The organism is Pseudomonas sp. XWY-1 (genome assembly GCF_002953115.1).
GTDB classification, from domain to species: Bacteria; Pseudomonadota; Gammaproteobacteria; order Pseudomonadales; family Pseudomonadaceae; genus Aquipseudomonas; species Aquipseudomonas alloputida.
On the sequence record NZ_CP026332.1, the window covers coordinates 4,379,510 to 4,397,487 of the forward strand.

General features: G+C 50.2%; 12 protein-coding genes. 10 read left to right on the forward strand and 2 right to left on the reverse strand.

From position 1 onward, the window contains the following. The first annotated feature begins 38 nt into the window (after nucleotides 1-38). From PRJ_RS20455 to PRJ_RS20475, 5 genes are all read left to right on the forward strand, one after another. A complete protein-coding gene (locus PRJ_RS20455; RefSeq protein ID WP_104962330.1) occupies nucleotides 39-1,145 on the forward strand; it encodes an ABC transporter permease in 1,107 nt (368 codons plus the stop codon). Continuing rightward, nucleotides 1,138-2,229: a polysaccharide biosynthesis/export family protein gene (locus PRJ_RS20460; RefSeq protein ID WP_104962331.1), complete on the forward strand. Its 1,092-nt coding sequence runs from the start codon at nucleotides 1,138-1,140 to the stop codon at nucleotides 2,227-2,229. The genes PRJ_RS20455 and PRJ_RS20460 overlap by 8 nt, the downstream gene beginning before the upstream one ends. A 22-nt stretch (nucleotides 2,230-2,251) precedes the next feature. Beyond that, a complete protein-coding gene (locus PRJ_RS20465; RefSeq protein WP_104962332.1) occupies nucleotides 2,252-6,028 on the forward strand; it encodes a CDP-glycerol glycerophosphotransferase family protein in 3,777 nt (1,258 codons plus the stop codon). A 92-nt stretch (nucleotides 6,029-6,120) separates the two neighbouring features. Continuing rightward, on the forward strand, nucleotides 6,121-7,131 hold the full coding sequence (locus PRJ_RS20470; protein ID WP_256597866.1) for a galactosyltransferase-related protein: 1,011 nt from the start codon (nucleotides 6,121-6,123) through the stop codon (nucleotides 7,129-7,131). After that, complete coding sequence (locus PRJ_RS20475; protein ID WP_104962333.1) at nucleotides 7,124-8,638, forward strand: stealth conserved region 3 domain-containing protein; 1,515 nt, start codon at nucleotides 7,124-7,126, stop codon at nucleotides 8,636-8,638. The genes PRJ_RS20470 and PRJ_RS20475 overlap by 8 nt, the downstream gene beginning before the upstream one ends. A 52-nt stretch (nucleotides 8,639-8,690) precedes the next feature. Here the strand turns inward: PRJ_RS20475 and PRJ_RS20480 are convergent, their stop codons facing one another. After that, a complete protein-coding gene (locus PRJ_RS20480; protein WP_158682570.1) occupies nucleotides 8,691-10,100 on the reverse strand; it encodes a glycosyltransferase family 2 protein in 1,410 nt (469 codons plus the stop codon). Between the two features lie 186 nt (nucleotides 10,101-10,286). Here PRJ_RS20480 and galU point away from each other — a divergent pair, with 186 nt between their 5' ends. Continuing rightward, nucleotides 10,287-11,126: a UTP--glucose-1-phosphate uridylyltransferase GalU gene (gene galU, locus PRJ_RS20485; protein WP_104962335.1), complete on the forward strand. Its 840-nt coding sequence runs from the start codon at nucleotides 10,287-10,289 to the stop codon at nucleotides 11,124-11,126. A 342-nt stretch (nucleotides 11,127-11,468) separates the two neighbouring features. On the opposite strand, the gene PRJ_RS20490 is transcribed toward galU, so the two are convergent. Next, a complete protein-coding gene (locus PRJ_RS20490; RefSeq protein WP_104962336.1) occupies nucleotides 11,469-12,401 on the reverse strand; it encodes an SIS domain-containing protein in 933 nt (310 codons plus the stop codon). Nucleotides 12,402-12,697: 296 nt separating this feature from the next. Here PRJ_RS20490 and PRJ_RS20495 point away from each other — a divergent pair, with 296 nt between their 5' ends. The 4 genes from PRJ_RS20495 (at nucleotide 12,698) to PRJ_RS20510 (ending at nucleotide 17,975) form a co-directional block, all read left to right on the forward strand. Beyond that, nucleotides 12,698-13,738, forward strand: coding sequence for a phosphotransferase family protein (locus PRJ_RS20495; protein WP_104962337.1), 1,041 nt, complete (start codon nucleotides 12,698-12,700; stop codon nucleotides 13,736-13,738). A 186-nt stretch (nucleotides 13,739-13,924) separates the two neighbouring features. Next, a complete protein-coding gene (locus PRJ_RS20500; RefSeq protein ID WP_104962910.1) occupies nucleotides 13,925-15,946 on the forward strand; it encodes a capsular polysaccharide biosynthesis protein in 2,022 nt (673 codons plus the stop codon). Next, nucleotides 15,886-17,202 (forward strand): capsule biosynthesis protein, encoded by a 1,317-nt coding sequence (locus tag PRJ_RS20505; RefSeq protein WP_104962338.1) that lies wholly within the window; start codon nucleotides 15,886-15,888, stop codon nucleotides 17,200-17,202. Before PRJ_RS20500 ends, PRJ_RS20505 begins: the two co-directional genes overlap by 61 nt. Further along, nucleotides 17,199-17,975 carry an SDR family oxidoreductase gene (locus PRJ_RS20510; RefSeq protein ID WP_104962339.1) on the forward strand — a complete coding sequence of 259 codons (777 nt, stop codon included), beginning with the start codon at nucleotides 17,199-17,201 and terminating at the stop codon, nucleotides 17,973-17,975. The genes PRJ_RS20505 and PRJ_RS20510 overlap by 4 nt, the downstream gene beginning before the upstream one ends. The last annotated feature ends 3 nt before the right edge of the window (nucleotides 17,976-17,978 follow it).

The following is a 17,978-nucleotide window of genomic DNA, read 5'->3' on the forward strand; positions in this document are numbered from 1 at the left end:
ACATCGCAGCACGGTTCCAATTCAAGGATGCATCACATATGAGCAGTACAGGTAAACTCAAGGGCTGGCGCCTAGCAATTGGCATGGTGGTCTTGCCAATGATCCTGGCGGCCATTTATTACGGCGGGTTCGCCATCGACCGCTACGTTAGCTATGCCCAAGTAGTGGTTCGTCAGGACGGCGGCAATCAGGGTGCGCAAGTCCCCGGCTTAGCCACACTGCTGACAGGTAATAACCCAGCCTCACGAGAAGAGACCCTATACCTGCGCGAGTACATTGTGTCAACTGACATGATGCTACTGCTCGAAGACCGACTCCACTGGGTACAGCAATACTCTGCTCAACGCAGTGACATTTTTTTCTGGTTGGACAAGGATGCCGATCGCGAAGACTTGCTTAAGTACTACCAGCGGATGGTCTCGGCACATTATGACGAAACCACAGGTCTACTGCGGGTCGAAGTGCAAGCCTTCACACCAGAGCTTTCAGAACAAATGCTGCGCACCATCCTCAAGGCAAGCGAGCAGTTCGTAAACGAAGTCAGTCATAGTATTGCCCGCGAGCAAATGAAATTCGCCAAAGGTGAACTGGAAACTGCACGCCTCAATTATGCTGAGCGCAAAACTGAGCTGATAAATTTCCAGAACATCAACAAGGTACTTGACGGCGGTAACACCGCCCAAAGCCGTGCCAGTATTATTGCCGAGCTTGAAGGACAGTACACCAAGGAACAGGCAACTCTCACTGAAATGCAGTTTAAGCTGCGCGCCGATGCACCTCAGGTCAAGCAGCAAATACAGAAAGTCAACGCCATCACCCAGCAACTGGCCAAAGAAAAACGCCTGCTCGTGTCTTCGCCCAATGGCTCGCAATTGAACGTTGTCGCCTCTCGATTCCAGCAGCTTACCCTGGATTCAGGTATCGCCGAAGAGAGCTATAAGACAGCCGTGGCCGCTCTTGATAACGCACGTATCGAAGCCAGTAAAAAAATTCGCACTCTGGTTACTGTCGTCAGCCCCAACACTCCCCAACTGGCCCTGTATCCAGAACGACTGTACAACCTGGCAACCATATTACTTGGCCTGCTAATGCTGTACGGCATCACCCGCTTCATCCTGGCTTCTATCGAGGATCATCGTGATTAAATCCGTTGTTGCATCCCACAACTTCAAGCTGAAATTGGCAGCACTGACCCTCGCAGCCCTAAGCCTGGCTGGATGTGGCGGCACCCTATCGGGCGCAGGCCCATACAAGGGTGATATCGAGAGCAAAAATGAGTCGTATAACCTCGTCGAGATCAATGCCAACACCATTGCGCCATATATGCGCCCCACCGTGCGGCCTGCTCAATCCAGTATCGCCAAGCCAGTAGCACCTACCGCGCGGCTTATGCCCGGAGATATTCTCAATGTGCTGATCACCGACAACGCTCCGGAAGGTTCGGCGCTGTTCGCACCGTTGGCCACTGGAGGCACGCAACTTAAGACTCGAATCGATGATCAAGGCACCATTTCGCTACCCTACGTTGGTCGTCAGTATGTAGCCGGCATGACACTCAACCAAGTTGAGAACATGATTCGCAAGCAGCTTAAAGGCGTAACAACTGATGTGCAGACCCACGTTGAACTGGTAGGGGATTTGTCAGGTTCAGTGCTGGTCGCGGGCGCCGTGAAGACACCTGGTCGTTTCAGTACACTTCAAGGACCGCTGACATTGCTGGACGCTGTCAACCAAGCAGGCGGGCCAGTTTTAGAACCGCACTTGGTCAACGTCACCGTTCGCACGGGCAGCCAGGTTCAGCAGTTCAACTATGAAGATGTACTGGCGGGCAACAACATGGTTCTACGTCCGAACTCAGAAGTCGTGCTGGACCGCGCGCGTCAACGTTTTGTGGCCATGGGTGCAGTTGGCGAACCCGGCCTGAAAGATTTGCCATCTCAGAATACAAGCTTACTTGATGCATTGGGCAGCGTAGGTGGCCTGCGTGAAGCAAATGCCAACCCAGAAGGTGTATTTGTGTTCCGCATGCCTGAAGGCACCGCTGATGCAAAACCAACAGTTCTTCGACTGGACATGCGCGATCCTGCAGCGTTGTTTTATGCACGCCAAATCATGATTAAACCGGATGACACAATTTATGTAACTAATGCGGCGGTCTACGAGTGGCAAAAAATCATTTCGCCAATTGTACAGACCATGGTAATGGGGCGTGCAGTAAGCGCCTACTAAGCTTCTTTATTTTCGCCAAGACATGAAGAATGTCTTGGCTTTTTTATGGAAAAAAAAATTGAAAAATCGGAAAAATAACCTGGCTAAGTTCTCCCAAAAACCAGCCGCAGTCCAAGCACCCGAGCTTGAAACCGCTGTTGCAGAAGTGGTTGTTCCTGCACCTAAAAAAAGTGCAACTAGGAAATACTCTATTGTAACAGCTGCTTACAATGTCGAAGCTTATCTTGACGAGTTTCTTAGCAGCGTCACAGAACAGACCATTGACTTTGAAAAACACATTGAATTAATCATTGTTGATGATGGCTCACAGGATGATACTGCAAACATCGCAGCGTCTTGGGTACGTCGCCACCCCAAAAACATTCGATATCTATATCAGCAGAATGCTGGACAAGGTGCAGCAAGGAACAATGGCCTAGAATACGCCACCAATGAATGGGTAACCTTCATCGATTCAGACGATTTACTCTCCCGCGACTATTTTGAATGCATCGATAAGTTCATTAGCTCTAACACCACTGAACTTAAAGCTGTTTGTGCGAATTTCATATTTTATTATGAAAACAAGAAAGAACTGAGCGATAGCCACCCCTTGAGATTCCGCTTCGCAAACGGCAATGTAACACTACCCATTTCCAACCCCGGTAGAAACATTGCACTGAATGTCAATGCCGTATTTTTCAAGCGCGCGAGACTAATACAGAGCGGCCTGCAATTTAACCCTCTTGTGAAGCCCGGCTTTGAAGACAGTTTGTTTGTAAATAGCTACTTGCTTGAAGCCTACAAAGATAAGGTTGGCTTCTGTGCAGATGCAAAGTACATTTACAGAAAGCGTGATAATGGAACATCAACACTTGATACCGCCTGGCAGCACCCTGGTCGATATGACCATCAACTTCGCCTTGGTTCTCTAGGCCTGATCAAAAAAAGTATCGCTCTACTTGGAAGCGTACCGAAATTTATTCAGCGCGTAGCCATGTATGATATCGCCTGGCACATAAATAAAGTCATTCGATTTGACTCCGATATTCGCAGTTTAACCGAACCTCAGCTTGATCACTACAAGTCATTAATGCAGGAAATTTTCAGCCATATCGAACAAGATACGCTGATGAACTTCGAGCTTGCAGGAATGTGGTTCTTCCAAAAACTTGGACTAGTGGCAAAGTACAAAGGGCACACGCCAAACTTCAACATAAGTTACATTGACAACTACGACGCCACAAAAAATCTGGTAAAGCTCAAATACTTTACACCTACTAACGAAATAGACGAACAAGTATTTGTTGACAACAAGATTTTAGTACCAACTTATAGCAAGACACGGATTCATCGCTTCTTTGACGAACCGTTTCTTTACGAGCGAATTTTGTGGCTACAGTTGGGCGATGGGAATAACTTCCGGATTACAGCCCAGAACAAGCCCACCCGAATCACTTTGCAAGGCAAACAGTTCAAAGACGAAGTTCCGATCGAATTAATCTATCGTGCATTTGACAAAAAACCTATAGACGAATCCAATCTTCCAGAAGACATCTTGGAGATTCGTCGAGCAGCATCTGAACCCACCATGGTAAGTAAATTTGGTGGATGCTGGCTTTTGATGGATAGAGACAATTATGCCGACGATAACGCAGAGCACCTATATCGGTATATATCAAAGCACCACCCTGAAATTAAAGCATTCTTTGTGCTCCACGAAGAAAGTTCAGACTACGAACGTCTTACTCGCGAGGAATTTAACTTAGTCGCGTTTGACAGCATTGAGCACAAGGCCGCACTGATTAACTGCGCACATTTCATTTCGTCCCACGCGGACAATTATATCTTCTCAGGCATCACCAAAAAGCATTTTGGGGACCTGATAAATTATAAGTTTACATTCTTGCAACACGGTGTAATTCATAATGATCTGTCAGTCTGGCTGAACACAAAAAACATTGACTGCTTTATCACCTCAACTCAAGATGAATTCAACTCCATTTCTGGAACGAGCCCATACCTGTTCTCCAGCAAGGAAGTAGCTATCACTGGGCTTCCCCGGCATGATGTATTCTATGATGGAAACCACACCCAGAGCTCAGCTATTTTGATTATGCCTACTTGGCGTAACAACATCGTTGGCGCTCCGATTGGCAATAGTAATATCAGGGAAATTAATCCAGACTTCTCTGAAACAGAGTACGCCCACCACTGGAAGGGATTGCTGAATAGCCAAACACTGAAGAAACTTGCCACCGAAAGCAATACAAAGGTTATCTTCGCACCACACGTAAATATTAGACCTTACATCAATGAATTCGAGTGCCCTGAATATATAGAGATTTGGAAGGACGACGGATCAGAGTCCATCCAAACCTTGTTTAAGTCCTCAAAAATTATGATAACGGATTATTCATCTGTTGCTTTTGACATGGCAGCAATGAACAAGCCTGTAATCTACTATCAGTTTGACGAATCAGAATTCTTGTCTAAGCATACAAGTAGGCCGGGCTACTTTGACTATCGTCGTGACGGATTCGGCCCAGTGTGCTCGAGCCAAGTAGAAGTAGAAAGTAACATTGAGAACTTGCTCACCCCTGATAGTGAAGAGTCAAAGCTCTATTACGCGCGATGCGAAAAGACTTTCGTCTTCCATGATGGTAACAACTGCCGTCGTACAGTTGAGGCGATCAAAAAGCTCGAGCTCAATGTAGTCCCGAAGCACCACGAAACTTCCGCCCTGTTTGAAACCGGCACTTTTGCAATGACTGCCAAAAACTGGAGTCTGGCTATTTATTGCTTTGAACAAGCTATTGCCTCTCCGTTGCAGCCTGACGTCGGCGTATACGCTAGACTCATTAAGTCACTACAGGAATCAGGGGACCATAAGCGCTCCCTTGAGGTGCTGGAGCATGCTCAAGCTATCCATGGCAACAACGATGAACTCAATAGCTTCAGCCTGCAGGCCATTTTCAAGATGCGCCCAATTAACGATGCGGTCAGTATTTATGAAAAACTAATAACAACTGCCAAGCCAAAGTCTATTCTCTCATCGATTGTCGCAACTGCGGCCAACCACTACGTAGCCCAGGGCCTACCCGATAAGGCATTGGCGCAACTTACATTCGCGGACAACGAATCCCATCCGGATATAATCCGCTGCCGAGCAACAGTTGCACTAGAAAGTAGTGATTGGGCAAACGCCGCTGATCTTTGGAAACAAGTACTATACACCTCCCCTACCGAAGATCATCGCCTCAAACTATTCGAAGCGCAATACAATGCTAATCAGCATCAAGAGTGCATGCTCACACTTAAACAAATGCGAGACACCAAGGATTTTGGCGCGCTGAACATACCTGCTGCTGAAGTATTTTTCCAGAATTCAAAATGGGCGGATGCAGACAAGTATTGGACGCTTGCGAGCCAATCAAATCAGCTGCACGCAGACACCTGGCTGAAGCTTGCTAGAGCGCGACGTCGTGCTGGTAATCCAGAGCTAGCCAAAGAAGCGTTGATAAACGGGTTAGAGTCTACGAATGAGCGTTTAAAGCTGCAAGAAACCTCCCTGATTCATCTCGCCTTGAGCAACTGGGATGCTGCTATTGAAAGCTTTAATTACTTCCTTTCCAGGAAGGACCTTAAACCTAACAGAGACGCAAAGCTGGACCTCGCCTATGCACTGCATAAATCCGGGAACACATTAGCCGCTGAAAAAGCCCTTGCCGACTACAACAAAAAGCATGGTGAAGACAGCAGGAGTGCCAAAATAGCGTCTGATATTAAACAAGGTCACATTGGCCAAGTGGCGTCTTAAGCTGTGAACGGCGCGCGGACCTTTTAATCGCGCGCCGTTTCATTTAGCAAAACCTATTATCGCAGCCACCTCGGAAAGCAATGCATTTGCGTATGAATAAATCGCCGTTTGATGACTTGACTATCTTAGTACCACTGGATTTCTCCCAGAGGCCATTCGATATATTGTCTAAGGCCTACCATCTATGCAAAACTATCAATTCGATCGGCTGCAAAATAGTATTTGGCCATGCTGATCGTGGGACACTGATTGACAGATTCGCCTATAATACCCTTAGCTCCTTCTCAAAAACACATGTAGCAAGCAAGAAAACAGACAACCACGCCATCAACACCTCTTTACTTAGGAATATCGCCTTTGAACGCGTTCAAACTAAGTTCTTACTTATATTGGACGTTGATATATGGCCCGATCTTGAGCTATTCACTAAATACCTCGCGCTTCTCGCCAGCGAGAAATCACCTTTGTTCTTCATTCCGTGCGTATATCTTACAGCAAAAGGAACGAAAGACCTTAGAAAGAAAAAATTAAACCCTGCCGAACTAACAAAAAGATTTTTCAACTTTTCCCGTAAAGATTTCTTGCATATCGCTAGCCCCTCATCCATTACCTTTATGCATTCTGGAGACTTTCTACAAGTTGGCGGCTTCGATCAAAAATTTGAAGGTCACGGTTATGAAGATTTCGACTTTATGATTCGCTTGGCGCGCCACCACGAACTGATATCGCCAACGCCTTCATTTTTTTCTAATCAAACATCTCGCTCTCCGTTATTCGCCTCTGGGTTTCGGCGAGAGCTGGGCAGGTTATGCTTGCCCGCTTTATTAAATAAAGATTTTGCATATCACCTACATCACACAAAACCCAAAGCTTCTAAATATCACGACAGCCGAGCAAGCAACTTCGAGATCTTCAAAAGCAAGCATCAAGTACTATCTTCCAGTGGAGAAGAATCCGCCACACTTATTGAAGACTTTATCAAGTTATGCTCAAATAACGGCCAACTAATTTCACATTTTTCTGCATTGTTCGAAAATAAACCAGGACATGTAGACAGGTACGACACATTTAAACGCCGCTTAAGGTTTTTAATCAATGACTAATAAACCCGTACGCTACAAAAAACTTAAAAAACTAATTCGTGACCCTAACCTCTTCTTCTATGACATGTTTCGTAAGCGTGTATTCAAAGGTGCCCCACCGGCCGCGCTTCAGAAGACCGCTCAGACGTCACTGACTACCGCCAAAACCATTGACCTGATGGAGGTTAACCGCACTGGTTTACCAGCTTATATCCGCAAGCACTTAAACACTGGTCAAGGTGCTGAGGATGGTAGAGACCCGAATAGTATTGTAATTTGGAGTGGCTACATAACTGGACTTATTTCATTTCTGGCTGACCTTAAGGCTGCCGCGCCTACGGACATTACAATTTACACGCTAGGTGGAGGTGTTAACATTGTATCCCCGGCAGCTCAAAAACTCGACACAGCATCAACCTCCAAAGCGCTTAGTTCACGACCAAACTTTGTGGTCGAGATTTCAAGCCCTCAAGGACAATTGTGCGTTCTGCATTTTTACCCATATGACATTGGCCCGGACGGCGACGCTACCGTTCGCTCTAATCGTGCTTGGGTCAGGCGGTTTGCCGTTCAAGACTTTGACAGAATTTTTAATAAAGCTGCAGATGCTGAATGTGAGAAGATTGATGCGGTTTACACTTGGGTAAATCATGCAGATACTACGTGGCAGTCTCTTTGGAAAGAGTCATTCCCAGAGCAGCCGTTCGACCCCGACCGCTACACAAGCAATGATGAGCTACGGTACTCTCTGCGCTCACTCAACAAGTACGCCCCATGGCTGAATCGTATTCATATCGTCTCTAATTGTAGCAAACCCACTTGGCTAGTAGATGACTCAAGAATAAACTGGGTTACGCACGAAGCGATTTTCCCAGACAAAAGTGCTCTACCGACATTCAACTCGCATGCGATAGAAGCTTGCCTACACAGAATTCCAGGTTTGACAGAAAAATTCATCTATCTCAATGATGACTTCATACTTTCACAACCCTGCCTACCTGTAGACTTTTTTGATGAGACAGGCCGATCCGTCACTTACTTTGAGCCCTATGGCATGGTAAGCGGAATACCTACAGCAGAAGCACCGGACTATCTTATTGCAGCAAATAATGTTAGAGCACTTTTGGCTAAAGACTTCCCACATTACAATGCGAGAACCCTGCATCGACATGTGCCCTACTGCCTGAAAAAATCAGTTATGGCTGAAATCGAATCAAAGTACCCAAGCGCATTCACCAAGACTCGACTTTCCAAACTGAGAAGCGAACAAGATGTAAACATTACATCGTTTTTCTATCATCACTATGCGCAGCTAACAGGGCAAGCAGTCAAATCCGACGCATCCGGACTAATTGTCCGACCTAACAATATTAGCGCCATCATATCCAAGGATGCGTTTAAGTATAAATTCCTTTGCTTCAACGACGGTAACGGAAGCGCTGACGACACCAATTACAAAGAAATGACAAAAAAGTTCTTTGAGCTAAGATTGAGTCATCGCGCACCTTGGGAGCGCACAATAATTTAAGTAATTATTCCTGTCTTTCATGCGACCAGCCGAAACTGGTCGCATATTATGACTAGCACAACAAACCAGATATATACGGAGATTTTTTTCTATCAAATATCATTTTCTTGAAGTCATCATCCTCTTTCTCGAGCTCTCTTCTAAAAGCATCCTTGTCAGCACTAACTTCGTATACCGAAAGCAATGCAAAAAACCGCTTGAATTTCCTATTTCGAGGAAATTCAATCTTATTGCAGAACTCAAAAACCTGGCGACTAGTTCTTTGGCTCAATGCCAGCAAGGCTATTGAGAAAATGTGCTCTTCTGCGCTTGGCATAAATTTAGCTAACAAAGCTAAGCTATTCATAGCTTCAGGGTAGTCGCTCTCAGTGAAGCTCTGCGTTCTATCAGAGCCTACCAGTGACAAACTGAAACTTTTCGAGTAAGTCTTTCTCCACTTATTCTTATATGTGAAAATATGGACATCCTCTGAGATTCTTTTCGAGTTAATCGAGACCTCATCTCCAGTCTCACCGGAAAGCCTAAGAGCGACTGGCGTTGAACTTGAAATATTTTTTATCAAACCAAATAGCCATTCACTACTTACCGAGACTAATTCCACCTCAGCATTCCGCACACTTTCTTGCAAACCAGCAACCTTTGAGCGTAACTCTTGTATGATTGGCCTGACTTGCGCAGACAATGCACAACCTTGGAGATTTTCAGTATGGAGAGCGCTGTACTTTTCATACTCTTCAATATTTTTCAACTCCAATTTCGCCCTATCTGCTTTAGGTTGCGCCCTACGCCTCAGCCACTCCTCCTTGGATTTTGTGTAGTAATGATGAATCCTGGCTTTGCCGGCTACTGGTGACTTTAACTTGATAGGCATCCGCTGATCCCACTCAGCCGTTCTCAATGCATTATCAAGGTAAATACCACCTAGCAGGTCACATATATGAGTCCGCATATTGTAAGTATTCTTACTCGCGAACAGTGTTTTCACCGTCCTAGCCACTTTTGCATCACATTTTGTGAAGCGCTCTATTACCAATTCATTGGTTTCCGTGAGCTGACCACCGGACCCAAATATTAGCCATGGGAAAGCAATAGCCCCTACATTAGGGCTTACATGCTCTGCCTCGGCAATTAGAGACTGCACACTGCCATCGTCAATAACCAAAAACTCATCAAGATCGCATATCAACACATAATCGTAATCTTGTGCATAACACTCTAAAAAGTGTCCATATGCATCACGCTGGGGCGGAATACCTTCTTTACGCGGCCAGTGAACTCGAGTTAATTCTTTTACTGCATGCAATGACGCCAAGAGTTCTGAAGTACCATCATCGCTGACATTGTCATATATGAAGACCCCCTCAAACCCAAGTGACTTATAGAAAGCCACCCACTCCTCAATATAGTTGCGTTCATTTCGGCAAATCGCACAAACCGCCACCCTATATTTCAAGTCCGACATCATCCCTCTCAATCATATATCTATACAGCTTAATAAATTAAACGCCCTGAATCCCGTACAGGAAAAAATCAGATCGACGCTCACAACTTCCAGCGAGCTACAGAATAGCAATTCTCAGTTGCCCATCAAAGTACATTTGTGTATTATTTTCCATGCTTCCACGCTTTCATTTTGATAAGGAATTTCATGATTCGCAAATGTTTGTTCCCTGCAGCTGGCTACGGTACTCGCTTCCTGCCTGCAACCAAAGCCATGCCTAAGGAAATGCTGCCGGTGGTCAACAAGCCATTGATCCAGTATGGCGTCGAAGAGGCATTGGATGCCGGCCTGAATGAGATCTCAATCGTCACCGGTCGCGGCAAGCGCGCCCTGGAAGACCACTTCGACATCAGCTACGAGCTGGAGAACCAGATCAAGGGCACCGACAAGGAAAAATACCTGGTCGGTATCCGTCGTTTGCTAGACGAGTGCTCGTTCTCCTACACCCGCCAGACCGAGATGAAAGGCCTCGGCCACGCTATCCTCACCGGCCGCCCGCTGATCGGTGAAGAGCCATTCGCCGTGGTATTGGCAGATGACCTGTGCGTCAACCCGGAAGGTGACGGCGTACTGACTCAGATGGTTAAGCTTTACAAGCAATTCCGCTGCTCGATTGTCGCCATCCAAGAAGTCGACCCGCAGGAAACCAACAAATACGGCGTAATCGCTGGCGACATGATCCGTGACGACATTTTCCGCGTCACCAACATGGTCGAGAAGCCAAAGCCTGAAGACGCCCCGTCGAACCTGGCGATCATTGGCCGCTACATCTTGACCCCGGATATCTTCGACATCATCGCCAATACCCAGCCGGGCAAAGGCGGTGAAATCCAGATCACCGACGCGCTTATGCAACAGGCGCAGAAAGGCTGCGTGATCGCCTACAAATTCAAGGGCAAGCGTTTCGACTGCGGTGGCGCCGAAGGCTACATCGACGCGACAAATTTCTGTTTTGCAAATTTTTACAAAGCAGGTAAAGCGTCGTAAGAAAAAGCCACCTTTAGGTGGCTTTTTTAGACAAAGCACTACTCATAGTGCATACCTTTACATAGATGAAAGTACCAACCAAAACCAGAGAAGGTCAACGCAACGAACAAAATACCCAGTAATATTAGCAAGGTCATTATCGTTAGTCCTGCATTGCTGAAAAAGCAATCTAGGCCATATATAACCGCGCCAATATTTCATTTTTATTAAAACCTCTAGCCGTTCGTCAGCATATTCTTACTAAGAGCTTTTTCTTCCATCCAAAAACTGTAATAATTTTCTGGTAAAAATAACAAGACCTTCTACTTGATGGCTATGCGCGCTCAAACCATCAACACCAGATCAATCAAAGATCTCTACTACACCAACAAGCACACCACTTTCGTTTGTAACCGCCAGAGCCCTAATTTTATTGTCAAGCATGTAAGATTCAGCCACCGAAAGCTGCGCATCTTGTTGTATCGTATGAGGGTTGCCTGTCATAAACTCACTCACGACGGAGTGAATAGTTCTTTCATCCGCCAGCAATGCACGACGGAGATCCCCATCAGTGACGATGCCGACCAGCTTATCGCCATCCATCACAATGGTAAGGCCCAATCGGCTTTGAGTCATGACAAGCAGACAGTCATGGAAACTTGTAGTTGGTGTTACGACCGGCGCTGGTGAATGCATAACATCGCAGACGCGGGTCAATAGCTTTCTACCCAAGCTGCCACCGGGGTGATAACGAGCAAAATCCATTGGCTTGAAGCGGATCGCTTCAATCAATGCGACAGCCAAGGCGTCTCCCATGGCCATAGTCGCCAAAGTCGATGTTGTCGGTGCCAGATTATTCGGACAAACCTCGCGCTCCACCGAAATATCCAACCAAATGTCGGCGTGCTTTGCCAATGTCGATTTGCCATTTCCCGTCATGGCGATGATTTTGTTCCCAAACGACTTCAGGCTCGGGATCAGCTTAATCAACTCTTCCGTTTCGCCGCTGTAGCTGATGAGAATCAGGACATCGATCGGCTTAAGCATTCCCAGATCGCCATGGAAAGCCTCGGCAGGGTGCAGGAAAAAGCTTGGCGTACCCGTGGAGGCGAAGGTGGCAACCATCTTTTGTCCTATCAGGCCAGATTTGCCCATTCCGCAGACTACGGTACGGCCTTGGCAACCGAGAATGAGTTCAACGGCGCTTTGGAATTCCCCATCCAAGCGGTCTGCCAATTGGGTTACGGCCTGCGCCTGTGCAATGAGAGCTTCTTTAGCGATGCTGAGGTGGTTCATTTTCGTCTCTGAGATTGCAGATAGTACGGCGTACCGAATGGTAAGGTTTTTGGCATGTTAAGCAAAGCGCCAAGGGCAGAAGCTGGATCAAACCTCCCCCCTGAGCCGTTAAAAATGAAGCGCGGAAGGATCGTCGCCGCCCACCCAACCCAAGGGATACAACCCTGCGTGCCTCCGTATGCGCCTTGAAAATCAACATCTTGTTGTAATTTTTCGTTGTGTCTTGGCCCTACATGACGCAGCATGGTCGTCTTTAGAGCTATAGATTGACGAAGGGCTGCTGCTGATTGGATGTCATGAATACCCCTTCTCACCCGCCTGCACTGGGCAAGACGCTCTACCGCTGGCACCATGCCCCCCTGGCAAACCACTTGCACGCACTGATGCCCCAGTGGAGGGGGCTGGCGCTGGACATCAGTAGCCAGGACTTGGCCTCGAATGCCTCGTTTGTTAACTACGTGCGCCACCACCGCCTGATTGACCCATGTACCGGGCAACCCGTCGAGTTAGTAGAAAAATCGATTCGTAAGATTGCGTTCCTTGGCAGTCAGGAGGCGCGACTGCATCGCGCGGAGGGAATGCTGACAGGTAGCACACATTTTAGATACCCGTCATGCCTGGGGGTAATCGAAACGCCCTGGGAGAGTTTGATTTTCACCGAGTTTGTACGCGGCAAGCCACCGCGTATGCACGCGATAGCGCGTCAACTGGCACTGGGCATTACTGAACTGGAAGACCTTAGCCATAGCTGGATAAGGGATCAATCGCTGAGCAAGGCACCATTGCTATGGAGCATGGATTTCTTCCGGCCATGGTTCCTCTTAAGGCCTCGATTCAATTTTTTGCGATGTTTGCCTGGGCTAGTTGCACTTGGGCGTGAGGATGCGCTATTTGCTGGATTGGCCGAGCGTTTCGATAAGTTCAAGCCATTAATACGTAAGCTGGCCGTTGCGGCGCAGCGCAGTCCACATTGCATCTGCCACATGGACTACCTACGCAAAAACCTCTTCGTCACCAATGGACAGTTGCATCTGATTGACTGGAGCGAGGTCAAGATAGGGCGCATTGGCTTCGACGGCGGCGCCTATTTGGGAAGCCTGTTCCGACGAAAGGAAATGGCGCTTTTCCTGTCAGCGCAGAAGGAGTTCAGCGAAGCTTACCGCAGCGCGCTACCAGAGAAATTCAATCCTGATGAAGCTGCTCGGAACCAGCAGTATGTGTTCCTTTTGACAGCGCTTTACCACTGCCTGCGCCCCGAAACCATCCAAGAGTACCGTGAGCGAGATCGCATGCCTCTGCTGCTGGAGAAGTACAAGTACCTCCTCAGCCTGCTGTGAATAGATGTCACTTTGATGTCATCCTCTGAGATCTACCCGGATCCATTGCGTTTCACCGGGAAAAAAACGCAATAAAACCATCCAACAATCCTGAATCTGTATTAAGATTCGCCGCTTCAAATCGCCCACTGGATACTTGGCCTTCTGCCCATTGCGACCTTGGTAACGGAACCCCGCTACACGTTTATGGATGACGTTTTGCCTCGCCAACGCCTGTTGATCCTGTCCAAAGGGGCTCAGCAGATCAGAACTTTGCCTGCGCTGCTGCCCGATTTCGAGCTGCAGAACGGCGTCGTGGCTGACGTTTCGGAAGCGGATTGGGTAATGGCATGGGGCCGCAAACCAAGCGCGCACTTGGCCATGGCCGCTGCGCGCAAAGCCGGAAAGCCGGTGCTGACCATCGAAGATGGGTTCCTGCGTTCTGTAGGCCTAGGTGCCGATGAGCCGCCACTGTCTCTGATTGTCGATGATGTCGGTGTCTACTACGACGCCCGCCAACCTTCTCGGCTGGAGCAGTTGATCGCTGAGCCCCTCACTCACGAGCAGCAAGCACGAGCGATGGCGCTCAAAGCGCTCTGGCAAGAGCAGCGGGTGTCGAAATACAACGATTCGCGTATTGAAGTGCCCGCCCTTCCAGCGAACTGCGTACTAGTGGCAGACCAAACGTTCGGCGACGCATCGTTGCAAGGTGCGACAGCTGACGATTTCGTGGCGATGCTCAATGAAGCTTTGGCTCGTTACCCAGCCAGCACAATTCTCCTCAAGGTCCACCCTGACGTGGTTGCGGGGCGTAAGTCGGGGCACTTCGATCTGGCTGCAGTAGCAAAGCTCCCGCGGGTGATGGTTCTAACTCAGAACGTTCATCCTGCTGAGCTTTTGCCGCGCATGCGCGCGGTATACGTAATGACTTCGCAGCTAGGCTTCGACGCATTGCTGTGGGGGGTACAGGTACATACCTGGGGCATGCCATTTTATGCCGGATGGGGGCTGACGGATGATCGTCTGCCCGCCCCTTCTCGCCGCTCGCCGATTAGTCTTGCCCAACTGATCCACGCGAGCTTGGTGCGCTACCCACGCTACATCTGTCCTGAACGGGGCGAGCCGAGTACCCCGGAATCTTTGATCAAATGGTTAGGCCTGCAACGCTACCATCGCAGCTTGATGCCAGCATCGATGCAAGTATGCGGTTTCAGCCGCTGGAAAGAGCCATTAGCCAAACTGTTCTTCAACGGCAGTGCGATACGCTTCGTCAAACCCAAGAAGCGTGTGTCTGCGTCGATGCCCGTCATTACTTGGGGCTGCAAACTCGATTTTGAGCTGCTCGGCCACCCCCAAAAGATCCACCGCGTTGAAGACGGTTTTTTGCGCTCTGTCGGCCTAGGCGCTGGTAAAGCTCGGCCACTGTCGTGGGTGATCGATGATATTGGCATTTATTACGACGCCACACGCCCGTCGCGCTTGGAACAAATGCTCGCCAACAATACGTTTGACACCCAGTTATTGATGCGCGCACAAGAGCTGCGCCTGGCGATCTGCAACGCGGGGCTGACCAAATACAACCTGCCGGGCAAGTCCTGGCAACGGCCAACAGATGCGCACAAGGTAATTCTCGTCACCGGGCAAGTCGAGGGTGATGCCTCGATTCGCTTCGGTGGCACAAGCATTCTCAGCAACCTGCAGTTGCTGCGTGCAGTACGCGAACGTAATCCACAGGCCTGGGTGCTGTACAAGCCGCATCCAGAAGTACTGGCAGGTACACGTGCAAGCGGCAGCGACGAAGCGCAAACGGTGCACTGGTGCGACGAAGTCATCGGCGACACTCCCCTGCATCAACTGTTGGCGGTGGTCGATGAGGTGCATGTGCTCACTTCGCAGTCGGGCTTCGAGGCACTGCTTCGTGGAGTGCCGGTTACCACCTATGGCCAGCCATTCTATGCCGGCTGGGGACTGACGATGGACAACGAGCTGGATGCTCAAGTGCGAAGTCGACGCTGTCGAACGTTAACGCTGGATGAACTGGTGGCGGCGACGCTCCTGCTTTATCCCACCTACGTCAGCCGAATCACCAATCGTTTCACCACTGCAGAACAGACCCTTTACGAACTACAACACTGGCATGCATTACCGCAGCCCGGAGCAACTTCCAGATGGCAGGATTTGAAACGACGGTTGAGCAGTTTGCTGGGCAGGAAGCGCCCGGCAGCCTGATTCTCGAGCCGACGCGTCGTCCGCTGCTGGGGATTCCGCGTAATAGCTTTCTGTTTCTACAAGGCGTGAGCTCACCCTTTTTCAATCGTTTGGCCAAAGGCCTTCGTTCGATTGATCAGCGGGTGCACAGCATAAGCTTCAACGTAGGTGACGTGCTCTATGGTTCCGGTTCACGGCAGCGCTGTGGCCAGCAAACAGCTGATTTAGAGGCCTACTATGCGAAGACTTTTGGTGAGCTGAACATCACCGACCTTGTCCTGTTCGGCGACTGCCGCCCGGTACACCGCACGGCGATAAGGCTTGCCCGCCTGCAAGGCATTCGCGTGCACGTCTTCGAGGAAGGCTACTTCCGCCCTTACTGGATCACTCTGGAGCGCGACGGCGTCAACAACAACTCGCGCTTGCCACGGGACCCGGAGTGGTACCGCGATGTGGGCAAATACATCCCGCGCTACCAAAACGGCAACTCGTTCAAACTGTCGTTCACCGCGCGCGCAGCACATGATGTGATGTATCACACCGGGGGCGCCCTTAACGCCCTTTTCTACCCGAACTACCGAACCCATGCCCCTTTCAACGCCGCAGTGGAATACGCAGGCTTCATTCGCCAAGGCCTGCGCCTGCTCCGCGCCCGCAGCCGCGACGACGCTCTGGTCGCCGATGTCGCCCGTGAGCGCCAGCCCACCTTCCTGCTGCCGCTGCAGTTGGACAGCGACGCGCAGATCCGCGATCACTCGCCGTTCGACAACATGACTCAGGTCATCGAGCACGTGATCGACTCGTTCTCGCTGCACGCCCCGTTCAATGCCCGCCTGCTGGTCAAGAACCATCCGCTGACGCCTGGCCTGGTCAACTACCGGCGCGTCACCGAGGCGCTGGCCCGCGAATACGATGTAGCCGACCGGGTCGAGTTCATGGAAAGCGGGCATATGCCAACCTTGCTCTCGCACATCAATGGCATGATTACCGTCAACAGCACCGCCGGCGCTTCGGCGCTGCTGCACGGGCGCCCGACCATCACCCTGGCCGACCCTATCTACGCCATGCCCGGCCTTACCCACCAAGGCAGCCTGGCTGATTTCTGGCACACACCGGACATGCCGGACATCAAGCTCTTCCATCGCTTCCGCAACACGGTCATCCACACCACCCAGGTCAACGGCGGCTTCTACACCGCCTGCGGCATGGACATGGCCGTGGCCAACTGCCTGGAAGTGCTGATGGCGAAAACCTCAAGAATCGAAAAATACCTATGAGTTCGCATGCCTCACCCCGCTGCATCCTCATCACCGGCGCCACAGGCGGTATCGGTGGCGCGCTGGCGCCTGCCTACGCCGCCCCGGGGGTGACGCTGATCCTGCAAGGCCGGCGCCAGGACCGCCTGGCCGAAATGGCCGAACAATGCCGCGTCCTGGGTGCCCAGGTGTTGCTGGAGGCCCTCGACGTGCGCGACCTGGACGCCCTGCGGGCCATGGTGCGCCGGGTGAGCGAGCAGCATCAGCCCGACCTGGTGCTGGTGGGCGCAGGGCTTAACACCGCCGTGGGCGCCAATGGCGAAGCGGAAGACTGGGACGAGAGCCGCGCCCTGATCGAAGTGAACGTGATGGCCGCCCTGGCCACCGTCGAAGCCGCCCTGCCCGCCATGCGCAGCCGAGGCGACGGGCAGATCGCCCTGTTCAGCTCGCTGGCGGGCTGGCGTGGCTTGCCGGTCACTCCGACCTACAGCGCCAGCAAGGCCGCCATCCGGGTGTACGGCGAGGCCATCCGCGACTGGCTGGCGCCGGAAGGGGTAAAAGTGAATGTGATTGTGCCGGGGTATGTGGAGTCGAAGATGTGCTTCGAAATGCCCGGGCCTAAACCTTTTCTGTGGACCGCCGACAAAGCGGCCAGGCGTATCAAGCGCGGGCTGGCGGCGAACCAGGCGCGTATCAGCTTTCCGTTCCCGCTCAACCTGGGCACCTGGCTGCTGGGGCTTATCCCGCAGTGGCTTTCTTCGATGATCCTGCGTGGGTTGAAGTACAGTGATTGATGT

What these genes read in the sequence shown, in the direction of transcription:
- PRJ_RS20500 (WP_104962910.1), top strand. Translation starts at nt 13,925, where the DNA reads ATGGATGACGTTTTGCCTCGCCAACGCCTGTTGATCCTGTCCAAAGGG.
- PRJ_RS20470 (WP_256597866.1), top strand. Translation starts at nt 6,121, where the DNA reads ATGAATAAATCGCCGTTTGATGACTTGACTATCTTAGTACCACTGGAT.
- PRJ_RS20490 (WP_104962336.1), bottom strand. Translation starts at nt 12,401, where the DNA reads ATGAACCACCTCAGCATCGCTAAAGAAGCTCTCATTGCACAGGCGCAG.
- PRJ_RS20455 (WP_104962330.1), top strand. Translation starts at nt 39, where the DNA reads ATGAGCAGTACAGGTAAACTCAAGGGCTGGCGCCTAGCAATTGGCATG.
- PRJ_RS20465 (WP_104962332.1), top strand. Translation starts at nt 2,252, where the DNA reads ATGAAGAATGTCTTGGCTTTTTTATGGAAAAAAAAATTGAAAAATCGG.
- PRJ_RS20480 (WP_158682570.1), bottom strand. Translation starts at nt 10,100, where the DNA reads ATGTCGGACTTGAAATATAGGGTGGCGGTTTGTGCGATTTGCCGAAAT.
- PRJ_RS20495 (WP_104962337.1), top strand. Translation starts at nt 12,698, where the DNA reads ATGAATACCCCTTCTCACCCGCCTGCACTGGGCAAGACGCTCTACCGC.
- PRJ_RS20475 (WP_104962333.1), top strand. Translation starts at nt 7,124, where the DNA reads ATGACTAATAAACCCGTACGCTACAAAAAACTTAAAAAACTAATTCGT.
- galU (WP_104962335.1), top strand. Translation starts at nt 10,287, where the DNA reads ATGATTCGCAAATGTTTGTTCCCTGCAGCTGGCTACGGTACTCGCTTC.
- PRJ_RS20510 (WP_104962339.1), top strand. Translation starts at nt 17,199, where the DNA reads ATGAGTTCGCATGCCTCACCCCGCTGCATCCTCATCACCGGCGCCACA.
- PRJ_RS20505 (WP_104962338.1), top strand. Translation starts at nt 15,886, where the DNA reads ATGGCAGGATTTGAAACGACGGTTGAGCAGTTTGCTGGGCAGGAAGCG.